Below are 22208 nucleotides of genomic sequence, written 5' to 3' on the forward strand. Positions count from 1 at the left end.
GAAAAATCGAGCGACAGATTATTACTCACTTGCACCTCACTGGCGCTGGTCGTCCAGCGTCACCCCCTTCGGCGGGGTAAATTTGAATTTGGCCGGATCGGCGGCGACGTTCTGCTGGCTTTTCAGCGTATAAGCACTACGCTGGCCATCCTGCTCCACCGCGGCGAAGCTGCGGATGGTGCCGCTGTTGGTCACGCTGATGGCGAATTGCTTCAGGTTGCCGCTGGCGGATTTCGGCGTTAATTCAAAATCATCGCCCTTTTGCTTCACGTTGTACTGTTTCCAGTCGCTGGCATTATTGCGGGTAATCAGCATAAACGGCGTATTGCCGGTGGCGTTCTTCAACCAGGTCGCCGTCACCTGCTCGACGAACGGGTTGTAAAACCACAGGGTTTGACCATCGGAGACCAGCACGCTCTCATCGGGTGACGTCATGTGCCAGTTGAACAGGTTCGGCCGCTTCACCCACAGCTCGCCTTCACCCTGTTGCACCGCGGCGCCTTCGGCGCTGGTCACGGTTTGCGAGAAGCTGGCGTGGAAACTGTTCACCTTCGCCAGGCGACTTTGCAGATCCTGTGCGGCGTCGGCCAGCACGGAGGTAGAAGCGAATCCCGAAAGCAGACAGCAGGCAACTAACAGTTTTTTCATTATTCCAGATACCTTATGAAATGCGTTAACCGCAGGGCGACGCCGTGCGGGTCAATCAACCCTTTACTCCCGTTACTTTACCTGAAGCCGGCGATCGGCCGGTAGGCCAATGTTCCGAGAAGAAACGGGTTTACGCTTCTTTGCACAAGGGCCGCTTAAGCGGCCCTTTCTTATTAAATTGCAATGGCTAAGCGACCATCAATCGTGCCGCGGCGGCGCCAGCACCTCGCGGTTGCCGTTATGCCCCTGCTCGCTGACGATGCCCTGCGCCTCCATCTGTTCGATGATGCGCGCCGCGCGGTTATAGCCGATGCGGAACTGGCGCTGTACGCCGGAGATGGAGGCGCGGCGTTTATCCACCACGAAATCCACCGCCTGGTCAAACAACGGATCCAGCTCTTCGTCGCCGTCCATCCCGCCACCGGCACCGCCCTCGCCGTCTTCGCCGCCGCTGAGAATGCCCTCTTTATATTGGGGCCGCTCGCGCGCTTTCCAATCCTTGACCACCGCGTGCACTTCCTGATCGCGCACGAATGCGCCATGCACGCGCACCGGGATCGAGGAGTTCGGCGCCAGATAGAGCATGTCACCCATACCCAGCAAGGACTCGGCGCCCCCCTGATCGAGGATGGTGCGGGAGTCGATCTTGCTCGACACGGTAAAGGCGATGCGCGTCGGAATGTTGGCCTTGATCAGGCCGGTGATCACATCCACCGACGGACGCTGGGTCGCCAGCACCAGATGGATGCCCGCCGCACGCGCTTTCTGCGCCAGGCGAGCGATCAGCTCTTCGACCTTCTTGCCGACCGTCATGATCAGATCGGCGAATTCGTCGACCATCACCACGATGTACGGCTCTTTCTCCAACACCGGCGGCGTGATGTCCATGCTGTCGGTCGGCTTCCAGAATGGATCCGGGATCGGACGCCCCATCGCTTCGGCCTGATCGACGCGCTCGTTGTAGCCGGCCAGGTTACGCACGCCCAGGGCAGACATCAGCTTGTAGCGGCGTTCCATTTCACCCACGCACCAGCGCAGCGCGTTGGCGGCGTCTTTCATGTCGGTGACCACGTCGGTCAACAGGTGTGGAATGCCTTCGTAAACCGACAGTTCCAGCATTTTCGGGTCGATCATGATAAAGCGCACTTCTTTCGGCGTGGCCTTATACAAGATGCTCAGGATCATGGCGTTGACCCCGACCGACTTACCGGAACCGGTGGTACCGGCGACCAGCAAGTGCGGCATTTTGCCCAGATCGGCCACGACCGGTTCGCCGGAGATGTCTTTACCCAATACGATGGACAGCGGCGACGGATTGTCACGGAAAGCAGGGCAATCCAGCACTTCACGCAGATACACCGTTTGCCGTTTGGCGTTCGGCAGCTCCAGACCGACATAAGGCTTGCCGGGGATCACTTCCACCACGCGCACCGCCGAAGTCGACAGCGAGCGCGCCAGATCGCGCGACAGGTTGGAAATGCGCGCCGCTTTAACGCCCGGCGCCAGATCCAGCTCGAAGCGGGTGATGACCGGCCCCGGCAGGATGTCCACCACGTCGGCTTTCACGCGGTAATCGGCCAGGCTGGCCTCCACCAAGCGCGCCTTCTGTTCCAGCGCGAAGGAATCGACCGGCTCCACCTCTTTCGGCGCCTCGGTCAACAGATCCAGCGTCGGCAGCGGCGTGGTCGGCTTCTGCAGCGGCTGATCGTTGCGCATCAGGAACGGGTGAATCAGACTGTCCATCGCAGGATGTTGCTCTGCCTGAGCTTGCTGAGGCTGCTGCTGCGCCGGTTGCTGTGGCTGCTGATATTGCTGCTGCGACGGCTGTTGATACTGCTGTTGCTGCGGCTGCTGATATTGCTGCTGCGACGGCTGTTGATACTGCTGTTGCTGCGGCTGCTGATATTGCTGCTGCGACGGCTGTTGATGCTGCTGTTGCTGCGGCTGCTGGTATTGTTGAGGCTGCGGGTGCGATTGCTGAGGTTGGGCAGCCGGCGCCGCCGGCTCAAACTGACCGAACGGCACATCGTCCTCTTGCTCGCTTTGCTGTTCAATGCGCTCTTCAAGCTGCGGGGACAGCGTGAACATCGGCTCGCTCGGGCCATCGTCCACCAGATCCGCCATCGGCGAGAAGCTGAAAGCATTGCGGGTATCGATCGGGCTGGCGGCCGGCGCCTGCGGAGCAGATGCTTGCTGGCCGTAGCGCGCCTGCTGCTGCTCGGCAAACGCCTGGCGCAGCGCGGCCTCTTGCTGCGCCTCTTCGTCGTCCTGTTGATAGCCTTCGCCGTAGCGTTGGTGCTGCTGCTCGGCAAACGCCTTGCTCAGCTCGGCTTCCTGCAATGCGCTCTCGTCATCTTGTTGCTCAGGCGCGTAGCTTTCGCCATAGCGCTGGCTTTGCTGCTCGGCAAACGCCTGACGCAGCGCGGCTTCCTGTAGCGCCTCTTCGTCCTGCGGGTTCACCGCCGCCGGCTGCTGAGGCTCCGCCTCTGTCTGGCGCTGTTCCTGTTCGGCCGCACGCTGTGAAGGCAGCTTGATGCCGTAGGAAGCCAGTTCGCGACGGGTCGGGATGCGCACCGGATTCGGCCGCGGCAGCTCAGGGCCGATGCCCTGCTTAACCTGCGGATTGCCGTCACTGGTCGCCGTGAAGGCCGGCATAAAGGTCGCCGCTGCGACGCCCGCAGCAGCAGCGGCTGCCGCCGTATCCGGCTGCGGTTTGGCGCCGGTGGCGCTGAAACCGCTCGAACTGCCGATGTCGACGCTGTCACGCTGTGCGGCGGTAAAATCAAAGGGAGAACGCGCCGGCGGCTGCGGCGCGACCGGCTCTTGCCAGTTGCCAAGGCGCGGCTCATCGTCATCCTGATAAGGATCGACAGGACGCGTCGCCTTAGGCGCAGGCGTTTCTTCCGGGATCTCGAAGGAATACAGCGGCGGCGTAGCGTCTTGCGCCGGGGCGCTCACCGGGTGCTGATTGACCGAGGCCGGCGCGGCCGGCGCCACCGTTACCGACGGCGCCTGAGCGGCGATCGGCGCAGCAACGGGCTCGTGGATCTCTGCCTTCACCGCCGGTGCAGGCGAAGCCGCCGGCGCGATGGGTGCGGCTTCTGCTTCAAGCTCGTCATCGTCGGCGCGCAGGCCGCTGAGCAACGGATCGGCGGCGTCTTCCGCCGCCGCTTTGGCGCTTTCGGTGACCGAAGGCGCGGAGAACAGCACGTCGTCATCGGCGGCCGCGGCTCCGGCGGCGGTCGCGGCAACCGCTGCGGCGGCGCCCTTCCCTGCCTGCTCAGGCTCGTCGTCAACGTAACGCTCGTCATCCTCAAAATAGCGCTCTTCGCGACGTGAGCGATTGGTCATCACCGTCGCGACGCCCAACACCGCCCCGCCGATCTTCTCGGCGATCACCAGCCAGGACCAGCCGGTAAACAGCGTCAACCCCGCCGCCCATACGCACAGCAGCGCCAGCGTAGCGCCGATGCCGTTGAACCACGGCAACATGGCGTTGCTCAGCAGGCTGCCGATCACGCCACCGGAAGCGAAGTAATAGAGATCGTCGACGTTCAGCGCCGCCAGCCCGCAGGAGGTGAGCACTAACGCCAAGGTGCCGATCAGGCGCAGGGAAAGCGCGAAATAGTCGATGTAGTCTCTGTTGCTGCGTTGGCGATAAGCCGCCCAGCACAAGACCAGCATGATCGGCGGTATCGCGTAGGCGAGCACCCCGAAGGTGAAGAACAGCGTATCGGCCAACCAGGCCCCGACACCGCCGCCCAGATTGTGAATCGGCTCATGCCACGCGGTCTGCGACCAGCTTGGGTCAGACGGATTGAAACTGACCAGCGCAGCCATGAGGTAAACGGCAAAAATCGCTACCACGATAAGCACAGCTTCCAGCAAACGCCGGCCACTGCTGAGTCTTTTCAAGGTAACTTCTTTATCTTCTGTATATTCCTGGCTCAAGAAAGGCTCTCCAGGTTCCTGTTAGCTGACATAGCAACAGCGCCGAGAAACTGCCCCGGCGCCGAAACTGTATGAATAAACAGGAGTGTAACCAATTTAATCAGGTTTTGCACCTGCACCTTACCGTGTTTTGATAACCAGACGGTTACTCTGTTTCACTTCTTCCATCACTACGTAGGTACGGGTGTCGTTAACCCCCGGCAAACGCAGCAAGGTTTCGCCCAGCAATTTGCGGTAAGCCGACATGTCCGGTACGCGGGTTTTCAACAGGTAGTCGAAATCGCCGGAAACCAGATGACACTCCTGAATCTCTTCAAGCTTCTGCACTGCCGAGTTGAATTGCTCAAACACATCCGGCGCGCCGCGGTTCAGCGTGATCTCCACGAAAACCAGCAGGGACGCATCCAGATAATGCGGGTTAAGCAATGCGGTATAGCCATGAATGAAACCCTGGCGCTCAAGACGGCGCACGCGTTCCAAACATGGTGTCGGGGATAACCCCACGCGCTTCGAAAGCTCGACGTTCGAAATACGCCCATCCTTCTGCAGCTCATTCAGGATGTTGCGGTCGATACGGTCAAGATCTTTACCCGGGCGTTTCTTGTTGTCTGCCATTATTATTGTCTCTCTTATTTTCTTCCGTGCACTTGCCACACCCTAGCCAACGTCAATGTGTAAGGGTTCGTTCCAAGCGAAGACCCGATGCCTGTCATATGCTTCTTCACTACCATCATTCCACGCCGCGCAGCCTGTCTGTCCAACCCCGCGCGACGCAGGTAACGACGTTTAGGTCGAGAAAAAATCAGCAAACGCTTGCGCGCTCTGCTCCGCCCACCCATCGCGCATTGCCGCCTCGCGGCGCAAATACGTACGATTTGCTGGTGTTACGGGGATAATTTCTTCTTCCTATGATGTTTTCGCAAATGCGCAGCGGATTGTCAAAGTAAAAGAAGCAAAATCAGAACAACGTACCGTCACGAAAAGTCTGCATCCCATTTTTGGTTATGAATCGCTGGCAGATAAACCCCCGCGGGGAGCGGCTGAAGCCGCAGAATGCGCCGTTTTTGCGCGGTTGGCGATTCGGCGGCCGAATGCGGCTTTGATAAGGTAAATTTCTGCGTTCGGCGTACGATTTGCCGACAGCGGGTGCATTAATAGGCGACAACTATCATACAAATCGTTAACAACGTCGCCCGGCGCTTTTTTTACTGCGCCATTTTCCCTACAATCGGCTTCATTGTCCGCCATTGTGGAATAAAGAGGTTATTCATGGGCACGGCTAAACATAGCAAATTACTGATTCTGGGCTCCGGCCCGGCCGGTTACACCGCCGCCGTCTACGCGGCGCGCGCCAACCTGAATCCGGTGCTGATCACCGGTCTGGAGCAAGGCGGCCAGCTGACCACCACCACCGAAGTGGAAAACTGGCCGGGCGACGCCGACGGCCTGACCGGTCCGGCGCTGATGGAGCGCATGCGCGAGCACGCGGAGAAGTTCCAAACTGAAATCGTCTTCGATCATATCAACAGCGTCGATCTGCAGCAGCGTCCGTTCCGCCTGTTCGGCGACAGCGGCGAATACAGCTGCGACGCGCTGATCATCGCGACCGGCGCCTCCGCCCGCTACCTTGGCCTGCCTTCCGAAGACGCCTTCAAGGGCAAAGGCGTTTCCGCCTGCGCGACCTGCGACGGTTTCTTCTACCGCAACCAGAAAGTCGCGGTGGTCGGCGGCGGCAACACCGCCGTTGAAGAAGCGCTGTACCTGTCCAACATCGCCGCCGAGGTTCACCTGATCCACCGTCGCGACAGCTTCCGCTCAGAGAAGATACTGATCGACCGGCTGATGGAAAAAGTGAAAAGCGGCAACATCGTGTTGCACACCGACCATACGCTGGACGAAGTGCTGGGCGATGAAATGGGCGTGACCGGCGTGCGCATCCGCAGCACCAAAGCGGAAAACGAAACCCGTGAACTGGAACTGGCCGGCGTGTTCATCGCTATCGGCCACAGCCCGAACACCGGCATCTTCGGCGGCCAGCTGGAGCTGGAAAACGGCTACATCAAGGTACAGTCCGGCATTCACGGCAATGCGACCCAGACCACTATCCCCGGCGTCTTCGCCGCAGGCGACGTGATGGATCACGTCTACCGTCAGGCGATCACTTCCGCCGGCACCGGCTGTATGGCGGCGCTGGACGCAGAACGTTACCTGGACGGCATCGCCGGCGCAGAAGTCTGCTAAGACGTTTTCATCATCGGCAAAAAGCGGCTCTCGAGCCGCTTTTTTTGTTTCCCCCCTCCGCCCCCCTTCTCGCGTCTGTTATAGCCACATTTGGCCGCTTTATTATTTTCAGTCTGCCGGGTGACGAGGTAACATGGGACCTCGCTTGTTTGTCGCCGATTGCGCCAAACACTATTATTTAACAGTACGTTAACCCAGCCCGTAACAAACGGGCGCCGGCGACGCAGACGCATATCTGATGAAAAAAACCAGACAGCAACAGTTAACCCGTTGGCTTAAAACCCAGAGTTCGTTGGCGCAGCGTTGGCTGCGCCTTTCCATGCTGTTGGGGCTGTTCAGCGGCCTGCTGATCGTGGCGCAGGCGTGGCTGCTGGCCAGCCTGCTGCACGCCCTGATCATCGAACATACCCCACGCGAACAGCTGCTCCCTTCGTTTATCTGGCTGGCCGCCGCGTTCGCATTGCGGGCGCTGTTGAGCTGGCTGCGGGAGCGGGTCGGTTTCCTGTGTGGCCGGGTGATCCGTCAGCGCATGCGCCAGCAGGTGCTGGATAAGCTGCAGCAGCTCGGCCCGGCCTGGATCCAGGGCAAACCGGCGGGCAGTTGGGCCAGCATCATCGTCGAGCAGATCGAGGATATGCAGGACTATTACTCGCGCTATCTGCCGCAGATGTATCTGGCGGTCTTCATCCCGCTGCTGATCCTGATCGCCGTCTTCCCGATCAATTGGGCCGCCGGTTTGATTCTGTTGGCGACCGCGCCGCTGATCCCGCTGTTCATGGCGCTGGTCGGTATGGGGGCCGCCGACGCCAACCGCCGCAACTTCGTGGCGCTGGCGCGATTGAGCGGCAACTTCCTCGACCGCCTGCGCGGCCTGGACACCCTGCGGCTGTTCGACCGCGCGCAGGCCGAAACCGCGCAGATCGCCAAATCCTCCGAAGACTTCCGCAGCCGCACCATGGAAGTGCTGCGCATGGCCTTCCTCTCTTCCGGCGTGCTGGAATTCTTCGCTTCGATTTCCATCGCCGTGGTGGCGGTGTACTTTGGCTTTTCTTACCTCGGCGAACTCAATTTCGGCAGCTACGGCCTCGGCGTAACGCTGTTTTCCGGTTTTCTGGTGCTGATTCTGGCGCCGGAGTTTTTCCAACCGCTGCGCGATCTCGGCACCTTCTACCATGCCAAAGCGCAGGCGGTCGGCGCGGCGGAAGCGCTGGAAACCTTCCTCAGCGCCGAAGGCGAGCAGATGGGCAACGGCACGCGGCAGCTGCCCGCCGATCAACCGCTGACGCTACAGGCGAACGAATTGGAAATTCTGTCGCCGAACGGCGTGTTGCTGGCCGGGCCGCTGAGTTTCACCCTGCAACCGCAGCAGCGCGTGGCGCTGGTCGGGCTGAGCGGCGCCGGCAAAAGTTCGCTGCTCAATCTGCTGCTCGGCTTCCTGCCCTACCGTGGATCGTTGACCGTCAACGGCATCGAACTGCGTGACCTGTCCGCAGAGAACTGGAGGCAGCAGCTGAGCTGGGTCGGGCAAAACCCGCACCTGCCGGCGCAAACCTTGCGCGCCAATATCCTGCTGGGCTGCCCGCAGGCCGATGAAACGCAGCTGCAGCAGGCGGTGGAACACGCCTACGTCAGCGAGCTGTTGCCGTATCTGCCGCAGGGGCTCGACACCGAAGTGGGCGATAACGCCGCCCGCCTGTCGGTCGGCCAGGCGCAGCGCGTGGCGGTCGCCCGGGCGCTGATCGGCCCGCGCCGCTTGCTGCTGCTCGATGAACCGGCCGCCAGCCTCGATGCCCATAGCGAACAACGGGTGATGCAGGCGTTGAATGCCGCTTCGCATCAGCAAACCACCCTGCTGGTGACGCACCAGTTGGAAGATACCGAAGACTACGATCAGATTTGGGTGATGGATAACGGGCGTATCGTGCAGCAGGGCGATTACGCCACCCTCAGCGCTCAGCCGGGCCTGTTCGCCACTCTGATCGCCCACCGCCGCGGGGAGCTTTAATCATGCGCGTGTTGCTGCCGTTTTTGGCGTTGTATCGCCGCCATAGCCTGCTGATTAGCCTGGGCATCATTTTGGCGATCGTCACTCTGCTGGCCAGCATCGGCCTGCTGGCGCTCTCCGGCTGGTTCCTGGCCGCCTCTTCGCTGGCCGGATTGGCGGGTCTGCTGACCTTCAACTACATGCTGCCCGCCGCCGGCGTGCGCGGCGCGGCGATCTTCCGCACCGCCGGGCGCTACGCCGAGCGCGTGGTCAGCCACGACGCCACCTTCCGCGTGCTGTCGCACCTGCGGGTGTTCACCTTCAGCAAGATCCTGCCGCTGACGCCGGGCGGCATCGCCCGTTTCCGCCAGGCCGACCTGCTCAACCGCCTGGTGGCGGACGTGGACACGCTGGATCATCTTTATCTGCGGGTGATCTCGCCGCTGATCAGCGCGGCGGTGGTGATCCTGGTGGTCACCTACGGTCTGAGCTGGCTGGATCCTGCGCTCGCCCTGACGCTGGGCGGCATTCTGTTGCTGCTGTTGCTGCTGGTGCCGCCGGTGTTCTATCGCGCCGGCAAACCGATCGGCGGGCAACTCACCGCCCTGCGCGGCCAATACCGCACCGACCTGACCGCCTGGCTGCAGGGGCAGGCGGAGCTGGTGGTGTTCGGCGCCGTCAACGACTTCCGCCAGACGCTGAATGCCACCGAACAGCTGTGGCAACGCCGCCAGTGGCAGCAAGCCTCGCTGAGCGGCAAGGCGCAGGCGCTGATGATCCTCGCCAGCGGGCTGACAGTGACGCTGCTGCTGTGGCTGACCGCCGCCGGCATCGGCGGCGATACCCAACCCGGCGCGCTGATCGCGCTGTTTGTCTTCGCCGCGCTGGCGTCGTTCGAAGCGCTGATGCCGGTGGCCGGCGCCTTCCAGCACCTCGGCCAGGTGATCGCCTCCGCCACGCGGGTCAAACAGATCATCGATCGCCAGCCGGAAGTCACCTTCCCCGCCGCCGGTCCGGCCGCCGCCGACCGGGCGCAGCTCAGCCTGCGGCAGCTGAGTTTCACCTACCCCGATCAGCCGCAGCCGGTGCTGCGCGACGTCACGCTTGAGGTGGCGGCCGGCGAACACATCGCCTTGCTCGGCCGCACCGGCTGCGGCAAGTCCACCCTGCTGCAGCTGCTGACCCGCGCCTGGCGCACCGACGGCGGAAAAATTCTGCTCAACGGCGAACCGCTGGAGGATTATGATGAAACCACCCTGCGTCGAATGACCACGGTCGTCAGCCAGCGAGTGCATATCTTCAGTGATACGCTGCGGGAAAACCTGCGGCTGGCCGCACCGGATGCCGACGACGCTCATTTGAGTGACGTCCTGCAGCAGGTGGGGCTCGGCAAATTGCTGGCCGGCGACGGCGGGCTGAACGCCTGGCTCGGCGAAGGCGGCCGGCAGCTGTCCGGCGGCGAACAGCGCCGTCTGGGCATCGCCCGCGCGCTGCTGCATCCGGCCCCGCTGCTGCTGCTTGACGAACCGACCGAAGGGCTGGACGCCGAAACCGAACAGCAGATCCTGGCGCTGCTGCGCCGGCATTGTCAGGGCAAGACGCTGATTCTGGTGACGCACCGCCTGTACGGTCTGGAACATCTCGACCGCATTTGCGTAATGGATGACGGCCAAATTGTCGAACAGGGCGATCACGCCGCCCTAATGCGCCAGCAGGGCCGCTATGCCCGCTTTCGCAACCGTATCAGCAACCTGGCGCCGTAATCGGCCCGTAGAGGACGCAGAAACCCTGTATGCGCATCGTTAAGCTTTCCCCCCAGTCGCTGGCGTTTCCCTCGCCTGAGGGCGCCCTGCGCGATCCCAACGGCCTGCTGGCGATCGGCGGCGACCTGACGGCGCCGCGGCTGCTGGCAGCCTACGAGCGCGGCATCTTCCCCTGGTACTCGCCGGGGGAAGCGATTCTGTGGTGGTCACCCGATCCGCGTGCGGTGCTGTTCCCGGCCGAGTTTCATCTCAACCGCAGCCTGAAACGCTTTCTTCGCCACGATCCGTTTCGCATCACGCTTAATCACGACTTCGCCGCGGTGATCGCCGCCTGCGCCCACCGGCCGAATGAAGGCACCTGGATCGGCCCGGAGGTACAGCGCGCCTATCAACATCTTCATCGCCTCGGCTACGCGCACTCGGTGGAGGTATGGCAGGATGATCAACTGGTTGGCGGCATGTACGGCGTAGCGCAGGGCGCGTTGTTCTGCGGCGAATCGATGTTCAGCCGCGTCACCAACGCCTCAAAATGCGCATTGATGGCCTTTTGCCGCCATTTTGCCGCTTATGGCGGGGAATTGATTGACTGCCAGGTGCTGAACGCTCACACTGCCCGCCTTGGCGCGCGTGAAATTCCGCGCCGTCAATTCTTGCAGCAGCTCAGCACCCTTCAACGGCGGCCTTTGGCACCGGCGTGCTGGGAGCCGCAAGTCATATCCCCACAGCCGGTTGAACCGCCCTATCCAGTAAACTAATTGGTGGAAACGGTGCAATGTTCACCGACACATCTTTACATAATGGGGGTTTTTCGGCATTATCTTGCCGGTTAAAAACTAAGGTAGTTAGACCTAGAGGATTCGATGGCCAAAGAAGACAATATTGAAATGCAGGGCACCGTTCTTGATACGCTGCCGAACACCATGTTCCGCGTTGAATTGGAAAACGGGCACGTGGTAACCGCACACATCTCCGGTAAAATGCGTAAAAACTATATCCGCATCCTGACGGGCGACAAAGTCACTGTTGAGCTGACCCCGTACGACCTGAGCAAAGGCCGCATTGTCTTCCGTAGCCGTTAATCGGCTCACCGCGCGCCACACGCTGGCGGCATCGAGGATGTAATCCCTCGGGAGCCCTTTCCGTTTACCCCCGCAGCGACGTTACACAACGGGTTGCAGGTGCGCAGGTAAACTGAGAGGGCTCACTCGTTTCTGTTGTACGGTGAATCTCACCCATAAAAAAAGCGATGCCGAAGCATCGCTTTTTCTTTGCCTGAAGGCGGCCTTAGTGCACCGCGCCCTCGTCCGCTTTGCGCTTGGCGGCGCTGAGGAAGTGGTAGGTCAGCTGTTTCTTGTCCTTGTCCAGCTCGACCTTCACGGAACCGCCGTCCACCAGCGAACCGAACAGCAACTCGTTGGCCAACGGTTTCTTCAGGTTTTCCTGCATGACGCGCGCCATCGGACGAGCGCCCATCGCACGGTCGTAGCCCTTCACCGACAGCCAGTCGCGCGCTTCGTCGCTCACTTCCAGCGAGACGCCCTTCGCATCCAGCTGCGCCTGCAGTTCGACGATAAACTTGTCGACCACCTGCTGGATCACCTCGGTAGACAGATGGTTGAACCAGATGATGTTGTCCAGACGGTTGCGGAATTCCGGCGTAAACACCTTCTTGATCTCTTCCATCGCGTCGGTGCTGTTGTCCTGCTGCACCAGACCAATCGACTTGCGTTCGGTTTCCCGCACCCCGGCGTTGGTGGTCATCACCAGGATCACATTGCGGAAGTCCGCCTTGCGGCCGTTGTTGTCGGTCAGCGTACCGTTATCCATCACCTGCAACAGCAGGTTGAACACGTCCGGGTGCGCCTTCTCGATCTCATCGAGCAGCACCACCGCATGCGGATGCTTGATCACCGCATCGGTCAGCAGCCCGCCCTGATCGTAACCGACGTAGCCCGGAGGCGCGCCGATCAGGCGGCTGACGGTATGCCGCTCCATGTACTCGGACATGTCGAAACGCAGCAGCTCGATATCCATCGCCTTGGCCAACTGAACGGTGACCTCGGTTTTCCCGACCCCGGTCGGCCCGGCGAACAGGAAGGAACCGACCGGCTTGCGCTCGTGGCCCAGACCAGCGCGGCTCATCTTGATCGCTTCGGTCAGCGCTTCGATCGCCTGATCCTGGCCGAATACCAGCATCTTCAAGCGATCGCCCAGGTTTCTCAGCACGTCGCGATCGCTGGCCGACACGGTTTTCTCCGGGATGCGAGCGATACGCGCCACCACGGATTCGATATCGGCCACGTTAACGGTTTTCTTGCGCTTGCTGGCCGGCATCAACCGGCTGCGGGCGCCCGCCTCGTCAATCACGTCGATCGCCTTGTCCGGCAGATGGCGATCGTTAATGTATTTCACCGACAGCTCCACCGCGGCGCGGATCGCCTTGGCGGTATAACGCACGTCGTGGTGCGCTTCATACTTGGCCTTCAGGCCGTTGATGATCTGAACGGTCTCTTCCGCCGTCGGTTCGGTGATATCGATCTTCTGGAAGCGGCGCGCCAAAGCGCGATCCTTTTCGAAGATGTTGCTGAACTCCTGGTAGGTGGTCGAGCCGATCACCCGGATCTTGCCGCTCGACAGCAGCGGTTTGATCAGGTTGGCGGCATCCACTTGCCCACCGGAAGCCGCACCGGCGCCGATGATGGTATGAATTTCATCGATGAACAGGATGCTGTTCTGATCCTGCTCCAGCTGCTTGAGCAGCGCCTTGAAGCGTTTCTCGAAGTCGCCGCGGTATTTGGTGCCGGCCAGCAGTGAACCGATATCCAGCGAATACAGCGTGCAGTCCGCCATCACTTCCGGCACGTCGCCCTGCACGATACGCCAGGCCAGACCTTCGGCGATGGCGGTCTTGCCCACGCCGGATTCGCCGACCAGCAACGGGTTGTTTTTACGACGGCGGCACAGCACCTGAATCGCGCGCTCCAGCTCACGATCGCGGCCGATCAGCGGATCGATGCCGCCCACACGGGCCAACTGATTGAGGTTGGTGGTGAAGTTTTCCATACGGTCTTCCCCTCCGGACTGCTCTTCGTTCACCGGGTTTTCCGCATTCGGCGCTTGGCCCGGCTCGTCTTTACGCGTGCCATGTGAAATGAAGTTCACCACGTCGAGACGGCTGACGTCGTGCTTGCGCAGCAGATAAGCCGCCTGCGACTCCTGCTCGCTGAAGATAGCCACCAACACGTTGGCGCCGGACACTTCGCTGCGGCCGGAAGATTGCACATGGAAGACCGCGCGCTGCAACACGCGCTGGAAGCTGAGCGTCGGCTGAGTGTCGCGCTCCTCTTCGCCGGCGGGCAGCGTCGGTGTGGTTTGTTCGATGAAGGCTTCCAGCTCCTGGCGCAACGCGGCCAGATCCACCGTACATGCCTCGAGCGCTTCTCGCGCGGCAGGGTTGCTCAGCAACGCCAGCAACAGGTGCTCCACGGTCATAAACTCGTGTCTGTGCTCACGCGCCCTGGCGAAAGCCATGTTGAGACTGAGTTCCAGTTCTTGATTGAGCATAAGCACCTCCCCAATAGATTGCCTTATTCAGGCTTTTTCCAGCGTACAAAGCAACGGATGCTCGTTCTCCCTTGCGTACCGGTTCACATGGACGACTTTGGTTTCCGCCACCTCGGCGGTAAAAACACCACAGATCGCCTTGCCTTGATAGTGGACCGTGAGCATCAGTTGCGTTGCGCGTTCAATATCATAAGAAAAGAACTTTTGCAGAACGTCAATCACAAATTCCATCGGTGTGTAATCGTCGTTGTTAAGTATAACTTTATACATAGACGGCGGTTTTACCGCATCGATTTGTTTTTCTTCGGCCAAGTGTTCAAAGTTTAGCCAGTCGTTGTTATTGCCCATCGCTGCTCATCTTCTCTGCTCTGCCCTCTGATATGGGGGCAGGTTTCGGTTATTCAAAGTGGGGATAGTTACTATTTTATCATCTTCGGCATCGTCCCGCCGCACTGTAACGTGCGCAAAAAAACGGGCCAATTGTGACTGAATCGTGGCAATAGCGTTACCTGCTTCAAACTTTGGTGAACTGCTCCCCGCCGACAAAAGCCGATCCCTTGACGCCCCGATCATTTGCTCTAGAGTGTAAATTCGTGGCTGGTGGTCTTTTAACCACCCCTTGTCCACCCTGCTACCCGCCCACGGCGGGTGCGAATTCAGTTATTCATCTCACTTAAAATAGCGTTGCGAGGGATGTAAAAGCATGGAGACGGGTACTGTTAAATGGTTTAACAACGCCAAAGGCTTTGGCTTCATCTGCCCAGCCGGCGGCGGCGAAGATATTTTCGCGCATTATTCCACCATCAAGATGGATGGTTACAGAACGTTGAAGGCGGGCCAGCAGGTCAGCTTCGACGTGCATCAAGGGCCGAAAGGGAACCATGCCAGTCTTATTGTGCCGGTGGAAAGCGAGGCGCTGTCCTGAACGCTTCCGGCAGCGTCGCGCTGCCTTGCCCCTGACTGCGATAAAAATGCCAGCCGCCGTGTGACTGGCATTTTTTATGCCCTTTACTTACTCGCGCGCCAGCGCATCGATCGGATTCAGCCGCGCGGCATTGCGCGCCGGCAGATAGCCGAACACCACGCCGATGCCGGTAGAACAGAGAAACGCGCTCAGCAACGCCGCCGGCGGGAAACTGATCTGCCAACCCGGCAACACCAACTGCACCGCCAGGCCGATGGCGAACGACAGCGTAATCCCCAGCGCGCCCCCCACCAGGCAGACCAATACCGCCTCGATCAGGAACTGCTGCAACACGTCGCCGGAACGCGCGCCCACCGCCATGCGGATGCCGATCTCGCGCGTGCGCTCGGTTACCGACACCAGCATGATGTTCATCACGCCGATGCCGCCGACCACCAGTGAGATCACCGCCACCAGCGTAAGGAACAGCTGCAACGTGCGGGTGGTTTTCTCCGCGGTTTGCACCAGGCTGTCCATGTTATAGGTGAAGAAATCCTTTTTACCGTGGCGCAGCGTCAACAGGCGCGACAGCTGTTGTTCCGCTTCCTTGCTGTCGTAACCGTCACGGATACGCACGGTGATCGAGTCGAAATAGCTGTTGCCCATCAGCCGGTTGGCCATGGTGCTGTACGGCACCCACACGTTCAGCGTCTTGCTGCTGCCGAACATCGACTGCTTCTCCTTGGCCACGCCGACCACCGTCGCCGGCATGTTGCCCACCAGGATAACTTCCCCCACCACGTTCTTCTGGTGCGGGAACAGCCGCCGTTGGGTATTGGCGTCGATCACCACCGTTTGCGCCTGCGCCTGCACCTGCATCGGATCGATGCCGACGCCCTGGGTAAAGCTCATGCCGTACACGCGGAAGAACTGCTCGCTGACGCCGTTGACGTTGGCCGCCGCATCGACGTTGCCCAAGCGCAGCCGCATGCTGCTGCTGATGCTCGGCGACAGCGCGCTGATGTACGGCTGTTCGCGCAGCGCGTCGAGATCGCCGTATTTCAACGATTGCCGATAGGTCGGATCGTCGTCGCCGAAATCCTTGCCGGGATAAATATCGACAGTATTGGTGCCGATGGATTTGATGTCCGCCAGCACCATCTGCTTGGCGGCGTCGCCGATCACCAGGATCGACACCACCGAGGCGATGCCGATAATGATGCCGAGCATGGTCAGCGCGGTGCGCATCTTGTTGGCCGCCATCGCGCGCCAGGCCATGATCAGCGCCTCGCGGAAACGGTCGCCCATCTGCCGCCAGGAAGGCGCCGTTGCGGCCAGCGCCAGCGGATTGGCCTGCACACTCTCCGGCGGCGCCGGGCGCGAGTCGGCGATGATCTCGCCGTCGCGGATCTCGATGATTCGCTCCGCCTGGCGCGCCACCGCCGGATCGTGAGTCACCAGGATCACCGTGTGCCCTTGGGCGCACAGCTGTTTGAGGATCGCCATCACCTCTTCGCCGGAGTGGCTGTCCAGCGCGCCGGTCGGCTCATCCGCCAGGATCACCTGCCCGCCGTTCATCAACGCGCGGGCGATACTGACGCGCTGCTGCTGGCCGCCGGAAAGCTGGCTCGGCCGATAGTTGACGCGCTCCCCCAGCCCCAACCGCCGCAACAGCGCCTCCGCCCGTTCGCGCCGCGCCGCTTTGCCCAGCCCGGCGTACACCGCCGGCACCTCGACGTTGTGCGCCGCGCTCAGGTGCGGCAGCAGATGGTAGCGTTGAAAGATAAAGCCGAAATGCTCGCGCCGCAGCTGCGCCAGCGCATCGTCGCTCAGCGTCGCCACATCTTGCCCGGCCACCCGATACACGCCGGCGCTCGGCTTGTCCAGACAGCCGAGAATGTTCATCAGCGTCGATTTGCCGGAGCCGGAAGCCCCCATGATCGCCACCATTTCACCGGCGTCGATGCTCAGACTGATCCCCTTCAGCACCTCGACCGTCTGCTCGCCGGAACGGTAGCTGCGGCGAATGCCGCTCAGCTGCAACAGCGCCGCCATCAGCCGGCCTCCACGCCGCCGCGGCTGACGATCACCTCATCGCCCGCCTCAAGCCCGCGGAGGATCTGCACGTCGATATTGTTGCGCAGGCCGATGGCCACCTCGCGCTTCTCTTCCTTGCCCTGTTTCAACACCGAGACGTGGTAGCGATTGTCGGCGATCTGATCGCCCAGCGCCGCCAGCGGGATCACCAGCGCCTGCTGGACGCCGGCCAGCTGAATATGCACCTGCGCCGTCATTTGCAAGCGCAGCAGCCTTTCCGGGTTGGGCACTTCGAAACGCGCATAATAGAAGATGGCGTTGTTGACCTTTTCCGGCGTCGGCTGAATGTCTTTCAGCACGCCGTCGAAGCGCCGGGTCGGATCGCCCAGCACCGTGAACCAGGCCTTCTGACCTGGCTTGAGGTTAATGACGTCGGCCTCCGACACCTGCGCCTTCACCAGCATGGTGCCGAGATCCGCCAGCGTCAGAATGTTCGGCGCCTGCTGCGCCGCGATCACCGTCTGGCCCTGCAGCGTGGTGATCTGCACCACGTCGCCATCCATCGGCGCTTCGATGCGGGTGTAGGCCAGGTTGATCTTGGCGGTGTCCAGGCTGGCCTGATTCCGCGCGATCTGCGCATTGATGGTGCCCACCTGCGCCTTCTTCACCGCCAACTGCGTCGCCGCCTGATCCAGATCCTGACGCGACACCGCCTGCAGCCTGGCCAGCGCCTGGTTGCGCTGCAGCGTGACCGCCGCCAGTTGCTGTTCGGCCTGCGCCTGCAGCAGTTGCGCATGCAGTTCGCGCAGAGTCGCCTCGCCTTCGCGAATGCTGTTCTGCGCCTGTTGCGGATCGATAACCCCCAGCAACTGGCCTTTTTTCACCTTGTCGCCGATCTCGACATACAGTTTTTCCAACTGCCCGCTGACCTGCGCGCCGACGTCAACCTTGCGCACCGCGTCCAGCTGGCCGGTCGCCAACACGTTCTGCTGCAGATCGCGTTTTGTGACCTTCACCGTTTTGAAATCGGTCGGCGCCGGATGGCGGAAGTGCCAAACGGCCGCCGCGGCAATCGCCGCAATCACCGCCAGAACGAGTATCCAGCGGCGTTTATGTCCTTTAAACCCTGTCAAAATGGACCTGCCTGTGCTTGTGAATATCAACCGCCCATTGCGGCGGCGGAGCTAAATTAGCATGCAACGTAGGGAATAACTAAACCTTAGCTCAACACAATGTGGAGACACGCCTGGTTACAGTTCAGCATTGAACTCCCGTTTAGTGAAACCTTGATGAAATAACGCCATTCAACACAGCCAAGGATTTCATCATGTCACAGCTCAGCTACCCACTCGCCTCCGCCCGGCCGCTTAACGGCTGGCAACTGATGACGGCGCTGATCAATGGCGAAAAGGCACCGAGCAACGCCTGGAAAAAAACCTCGTTTCGCCTGAAGTTTCTCGGCCGTTCGCTGCTCAACTGGCGCACCACCAGCGGCCTGCTCAGCACCCTGGCCAGCAACCCGCTGCGGGAGGAGATCCTGAGCGCGCAGCCGAACCTGCCGTGCAAGCTGCATCGCCCCTACCTGGCGGCCAACATGAGCAAGATCGAATGCCTGTTCGCCCTGCGCGATCATTACGATCTCATCGTGCAGCGCATGCCGCTGAAGATGCGTCTCGGCCACCTCGGCCCACAGCCTTTCGTGCTGGCCCGCGCGATGGGCAAAAACGAAGCGCCGATCGCGCTGGAACTGGCGGCGATCGACAAACTGAATAAGGAAGGGGAAGCCACGCTGCTGCTGCGCAACGCCAACGGCGTGATGCTGGCGGAAATCACCTTTGCGCTGATGCATTATCAGCAGCAGCCGACGCTGTTCATCGGCGGCCTGCAGGGCGCGAACCATGAGGTGCCGCACGCCGAGATCCAGCACACCACCAAGGAGTGTCACGGTCTGTTCCCTAAACGGCTGGTGCTGGAAGGCATTTGCACGCTGGCGCGGCATCTCGGCATCCGCCAGATTGTAGCCGTCGGCAATGCCACCCATATCTATCAAAACTGGCGTTACCAGAGTAAGAAGAAGGGCCAACTGCACGCCGATTACGATCAGTTCTGGCTGTCGATGGGCGCCAAACCGCTCGACAGCGGCTATTTCCTGCTGCCCGAGCGCATCGCCCGCAAACCTATCGAAGAGATTGCCAGCAAGAAGCGCGCCGAGTATCGCCGTCGCTATCAGCTGCTGGACGCGCTGGAACAGGAATTGGCGGCGCATTTCTGCGCCCGATGACGCCCGGCGGGCTGTCAGTCCGCCCGGCCGCGCGCCAGCCAGATTACCCGTGAGAACATTTTCTTCAGCAGCGGCGGCACCGAGTCCGTGCCCCATTCGCCGGCCTGCATCGCGACCTCAATCGCCAGATCCGGTTTCGACGAATGGTGAACCGCTTTCAGGATCACCTTGCGCACCGGCATCTGCGCGTTGAGCGGCACCGACGCCATTCGGTGATAAACCGGGCCGAACCCTTCGCGGAACATGAAGTGCTCCATGTCCGGCGCCGGCAGCGCGGTCAGCCGATCGCGTTCGTTGTCTTCATGATTGTCCAGCAGGCTGCGCACGGTATTGGCGTACTTTTTGCCTGCCTCGTCGCCGTCCACCAGCGCATGCCACTCGATGCCCATGCGGCGGGCGAAGCGCAGCAGCGGCTTCAGGCCGCACTGGGCGAATTCGATGACCCTCACCCCTTCCGCCTCGAAATGATAGCCGCACTGGCGCGCCAGCTCGTTCAGCAGCCACACTTCGGTCTCGCCTTCCACCAGCAGCCAGCAACGGGCGAACAGTGACGACGGCCGGTTGAAACGGATGTGAAACGCGATGCGCCGCCCGTCTTCGGCGCTCAGCCCGCGCGGCCCGAGACGGTAGGTCGCAACCCGCCCCGACTCGCGCACTAGCCGGCAGACGTGCTCCACCGGCACCAGCGACACCAGTTCGCTGGAGTTGGTGGTGGTGATGCGCTGCAGCGGCAGCTGATTGAGCAGCCCCCAGGCCACCGACAGCATGATCGGGTGCAGGCGAGTTTCCGGGTCCTCCACCAGCAACAGCGGCCGGGCATGGGGATCCAGCTTGACGTCGCCCTTGGCCTGCAGCAGGGTGGAAAACATCCCCAGCAGGATCAGGCGCATGCTGCGGCTGTTCGGCTCGGCCACCATGCGGTTGATGCCGTCCAGCGCGCGCCAGGCGTCCTGCTCCGGTTCACCGCCGCGGCGGCGCGGCCGCGTCACCTGCGAACTCTGCTCGGCGAAATAGTGCTCCAGCAGCTGCTGCATCGCCGCCAGCCCCTGGCGCAGCTCACCGTTGGTCAGCTTCTGCGGATTGCGCACCAGCTCGCGCGTCAGCTGATCCAACTGCTGCGCCAGCGCCTGGGTATCGGGTTTGCGTTCATCGCCGAGGCTGCTGGGGCGCAGACGACGAATAAAGCGCGCGTCGCGCAGGCGCAATACCGGATGGATCCGGATAATGGCGTGGGCCAGTTGTTCGATATGGTGCAGTTGAAAGGCGTTGCCGTCGGCGTCGAGAAAACCGCGCCAGGTGCACACCGTGCCGTCGTCGGCCAGCTCTCCCTCGCAGCGGTAATGAATGCGGCTCAGGCCATCTTCGCCCTTGACCCACAGCGGCGTCAGGTGGCGATAGCGCGGCAGGTGCGCATGGCCGATGTCTTTTTCGCAGAAGGTGAACACCACCTGCAGGTGGCGCTCTTTGGCTGACTCTTCACCAGGGGGGAAATGGAAATCGTGCGCCTCAAACCGATACAGCTTCTGCTCCGGCGCCAGCAGCAGCGTCAGCGCATCCAGCAGGCTGGATTTACCCCAGGCGTTTTCGCCGAGCAACAGCGTGTTGTCGTCCAGCATCAGCGACAGCCGATTAATGCCGCGAAAACCTACAATTTCGATACGCTCCAAGAACATCCGCCGCCTCCCGTGCGCGCCGTCGCCTCTTCAATGAGGCGACCTTCACAGAGCATGGTCAAAAAACCCCTTGCAGGTCAAGCGGACAGCGTCAAATCTGCCGCTTTACTCCGGCCGGGCTTTTGGTTAGCGTGTGCTCCTCGCCGCCGTTCGGCGCGCCTCAAAACTCAAGGACACAAGCTGCACCATGTACTCAGGACTGTTGATTATTCTGTTACCGCTGATTGTCGGTTACCTCATTCCCTTACGCCATCGCCCGCTGCTGGTGCTGATCAACCGGCTGCTCAGTTGGATGGTGTACGTGATCCTGTTTTTCATGGGCATCAGCCTGGCGTTTATGGAAGATCTCAGCAGCAACCTGGTGCTGATCTTCCAGTACAGCGCGGTGTTCTTCTTCTGCATTCTCTGCGCCAATCTGCTGTTGCTGGCGCTGCTGGAGCGGCGCATGCCGTGGCGCAGCAGCCATAAACAGGAAAAGCTGCCTTCGCGCGTGCACATGGCGCTGGAGTCGCTCAAGCTGTGCGGCGTGGTGCTCGGCGGCTTCCTGCTCGGCCTGACGCAGTGGCAATGGCTGCAGTTCGCCCATAAAGGCAGCGAATATGCGCTGATCTTCCTGCTGTTGCTGGTCGGCATTCAGCTGCGCAACAGCGGCATGACGCTGCGCCAGATCGTGCTCAACCGCCGCGGCACGCTGGTGGCGTTGGTGGTGACCGTCGCGTCGCTGGCCGGCGGCGCGCTGGCGGCGCAGCTGCTGGGGCTGCCGGTCAAGGCCGGGCTGGCGATGGCCTCCGGCTTCGGCTGGTACTCGCTGTCCGGCATTCTGATCACCGACGCCTATGGCCCGGTGATGGGCAGCGCCGCGTTCTTCAACGATCTGGCGCGCGAGCTGGTGGCGATCATGCTGATCCCGACGCTGGTGCGCCGCAGCCGCTCCACCGCCCTCGGCCTGTGCGGCGCCACCTCGATGGACTTCACCTTGCCGGTGCTGCAGCGCAGCGGCGGACTGGACATGGTGCCCCCCGCCATCGTCCACGGCTTCCTGCTGAGCCTGCTGGCGCCGGTGCTGATCGCCCTGTTCTCCTGATCCTTTCCCCTGGGGGCCCCCGGCCCCCAAAGCGTAATAATTCCCATCCGCACGGCAAAATTGCGCTAAATCAAACTT

General features: G+C 61.4%; 16 protein-coding genes. 8 read left to right on the forward strand and 8 right to left on the reverse strand.

Features of this window, described 5'->3' with window-relative positions:
* Positions 1-36: 36 nt before the first annotated feature.
* The 3 genes from lolA to lrp all read right to left on the reverse strand — a co-directional run bounded on the left by lolA (position 37) and on the right by lrp (position 5214).
* Positions 37-648, reverse strand: a complete 612-nt coding sequence (gene lolA, locus CRO23_RS15775; protein WP_015377319.1) for an outer membrane lipoprotein chaperone LolA — start codon at positions 646-648, stop codon at positions 37-39.
* 198 nt (positions 649-846) lie between these two features.
* A complete protein-coding gene (locus CRO23_RS15780; protein WP_097102432.1) occupies positions 847-4599 on the reverse strand; it encodes a DNA translocase FtsK 4TM domain-containing protein in 3753 nt (1250 codons plus the stop codon).
* Positions 4600-4719: 120 nt separating this feature from the next.
* Entirely contained in the window at positions 4720-5214 is a 495-nt protein-coding gene (gene lrp, locus CRO23_RS15785; protein ID WP_004928318.1) for a leucine-responsive transcriptional regulator Lrp, read from the reverse strand.
* A gap of 654 nt (positions 5215-5868) precedes the next feature.
* Here lrp and trxB point away from each other — a divergent pair.
* The 5 genes from trxB (at position 5869) to infA (ending at position 11666) form a co-directional block, all read left to right on the forward strand.
* Positions 5869-6840, forward strand: coding sequence for a thioredoxin-disulfide reductase (gene trxB / locus CRO23_RS15790; RefSeq protein WP_016928331.1), 972 nt, complete (start codon positions 5869-5871; stop codon positions 6838-6840).
* A gap of 238 nt (positions 6841-7078) precedes the next feature.
* Entirely contained in the window at positions 7079-8845 is a 1767-nt protein-coding gene (gene cydD / locus CRO23_RS15795) for a heme ABC transporter permease/ATP-binding protein CydD (RefSeq protein WP_097102434.1), read from the forward strand.
* A gap of 2 nt (positions 8846-8847) precedes the next feature.
* Positions 8848-10587: a heme ABC transporter ATP-binding protein/permease CydC gene (gene cydC / locus CRO23_RS15800; protein ID WP_097102436.1), complete on the forward strand. Its 1740-nt coding sequence runs from the start codon at positions 8848-8850 to the stop codon at positions 10585-10587.
* A 29-nt stretch (positions 10588-10616) separates the two neighbouring features.
* Complete coding sequence (gene aat / locus CRO23_RS15805) at positions 10617-11342, forward strand: leucyl/phenylalanyl-tRNA--protein transferase (protein WP_016928334.1); 726 nt, start codon at positions 10617-10619, stop codon at positions 11340-11342.
* Positions 11343-11447: 105 nt separating this feature from the next.
* A complete protein-coding gene (gene infA, locus CRO23_RS15810) occupies positions 11448-11666 on the forward strand; it encodes a translation initiation factor IF-1 (protein WP_002211347.1) in 219 nt (72 codons plus the stop codon).
* A gap of 205 nt (positions 11667-11871) precedes the next feature.
* Here infA and clpA read toward each other — a convergent pair whose 3' ends face one another.
* A complete protein-coding gene (clpA, locus tag CRO23_RS15815) occupies positions 11872-14151 on the reverse strand; it encodes an ATP-dependent Clp protease ATP-binding subunit ClpA (protein ID WP_004928343.1) in 2280 nt (759 codons plus the stop codon).
* Positions 14152-14178: 27 nt separating this feature from the next.
* A complete protein-coding gene (clpS, locus tag CRO23_RS15820) occupies positions 14179-14499 on the reverse strand; it encodes an ATP-dependent Clp protease adapter ClpS (RefSeq protein WP_004928347.1) in 321 nt (106 codons plus the stop codon).
* Positions 14500-14854: 355 nt separating this feature from the next.
* On the opposite strand from clpS, the gene cspD reads away from it, so the two are divergent.
* Entirely contained in the window at positions 14855-15076 is a 222-nt protein-coding gene (gene cspD, locus CRO23_RS15825) for a cold shock-like protein CspD (RefSeq protein WP_004928349.1), read from the forward strand.
* An 87-nt stretch (positions 15077-15163) separates the two neighbouring features.
* Here cspD and macB read toward each other — a convergent pair whose 3' ends face one another.
* Together macB and macA are read right to left on the reverse strand one after the other, a co-directional pair.
* Complete coding sequence (gene macB / locus CRO23_RS15830; RefSeq protein ID WP_097102437.1) at positions 15164-17110, reverse strand: macrolide ABC transporter ATP-binding protein/permease MacB; 1947 nt, start codon at positions 17108-17110, stop codon at positions 15164-15166.
* The gene (gene macA / locus CRO23_RS15835; RefSeq protein ID WP_028127988.1) at positions 17110-18225 is read right to left on the reverse strand and encodes a macrolide transporter subunit MacA; all 1116 of its coding nucleotides are present in this window, start codon (positions 18223-18225) and stop codon (positions 17110-17112) included. Before macA ends, macB begins: the two co-directional genes overlap by 1 nt.
* A gap of 194 nt (positions 18226-18419) precedes the next feature.
* Between macA and CRO23_RS15840 the strand changes: the two genes are divergently transcribed.
* Positions 18420-19373, forward strand: coding sequence for a VirK/YbjX family protein (locus tag CRO23_RS15840; protein WP_016928337.1), 954 nt, complete (start codon positions 18420-18422; stop codon positions 19371-19373).
* A 14-nt stretch (positions 19374-19387) separates the two neighbouring features.
* On the opposite strand, the gene CRO23_RS15845 is transcribed toward CRO23_RS15840, so the two are convergent.
* Positions 19388-21046, reverse strand: coding sequence for an ATP-dependent endonuclease (locus CRO23_RS15845; RefSeq protein ID WP_016928338.1), 1659 nt, complete (start codon positions 21044-21046; stop codon positions 19388-19390).
* A 187-nt stretch (positions 21047-21233) separates the two neighbouring features.
* Between CRO23_RS15845 and CRO23_RS15850 the strand changes: the two genes are divergently transcribed.
* The gene (locus CRO23_RS15850; RefSeq protein WP_004928363.1) at positions 21234-22130 is read left to right on the forward strand and encodes a lysine exporter LysO family protein; all 897 of its coding nucleotides are present in this window, start codon (positions 21234-21236) and stop codon (positions 22128-22130) included.
* The last annotated feature ends 78 nt before the right edge of the window (positions 22131-22208 follow it).

Origin of the sequence: Serratia sp. JKS296 (genome assembly GCF_900215445.1) — a bacterium.
GTDB lineage: Bacteria > Pseudomonadota > Gammaproteobacteria > Enterobacterales > Enterobacteriaceae > Serratia > Serratia marcescens.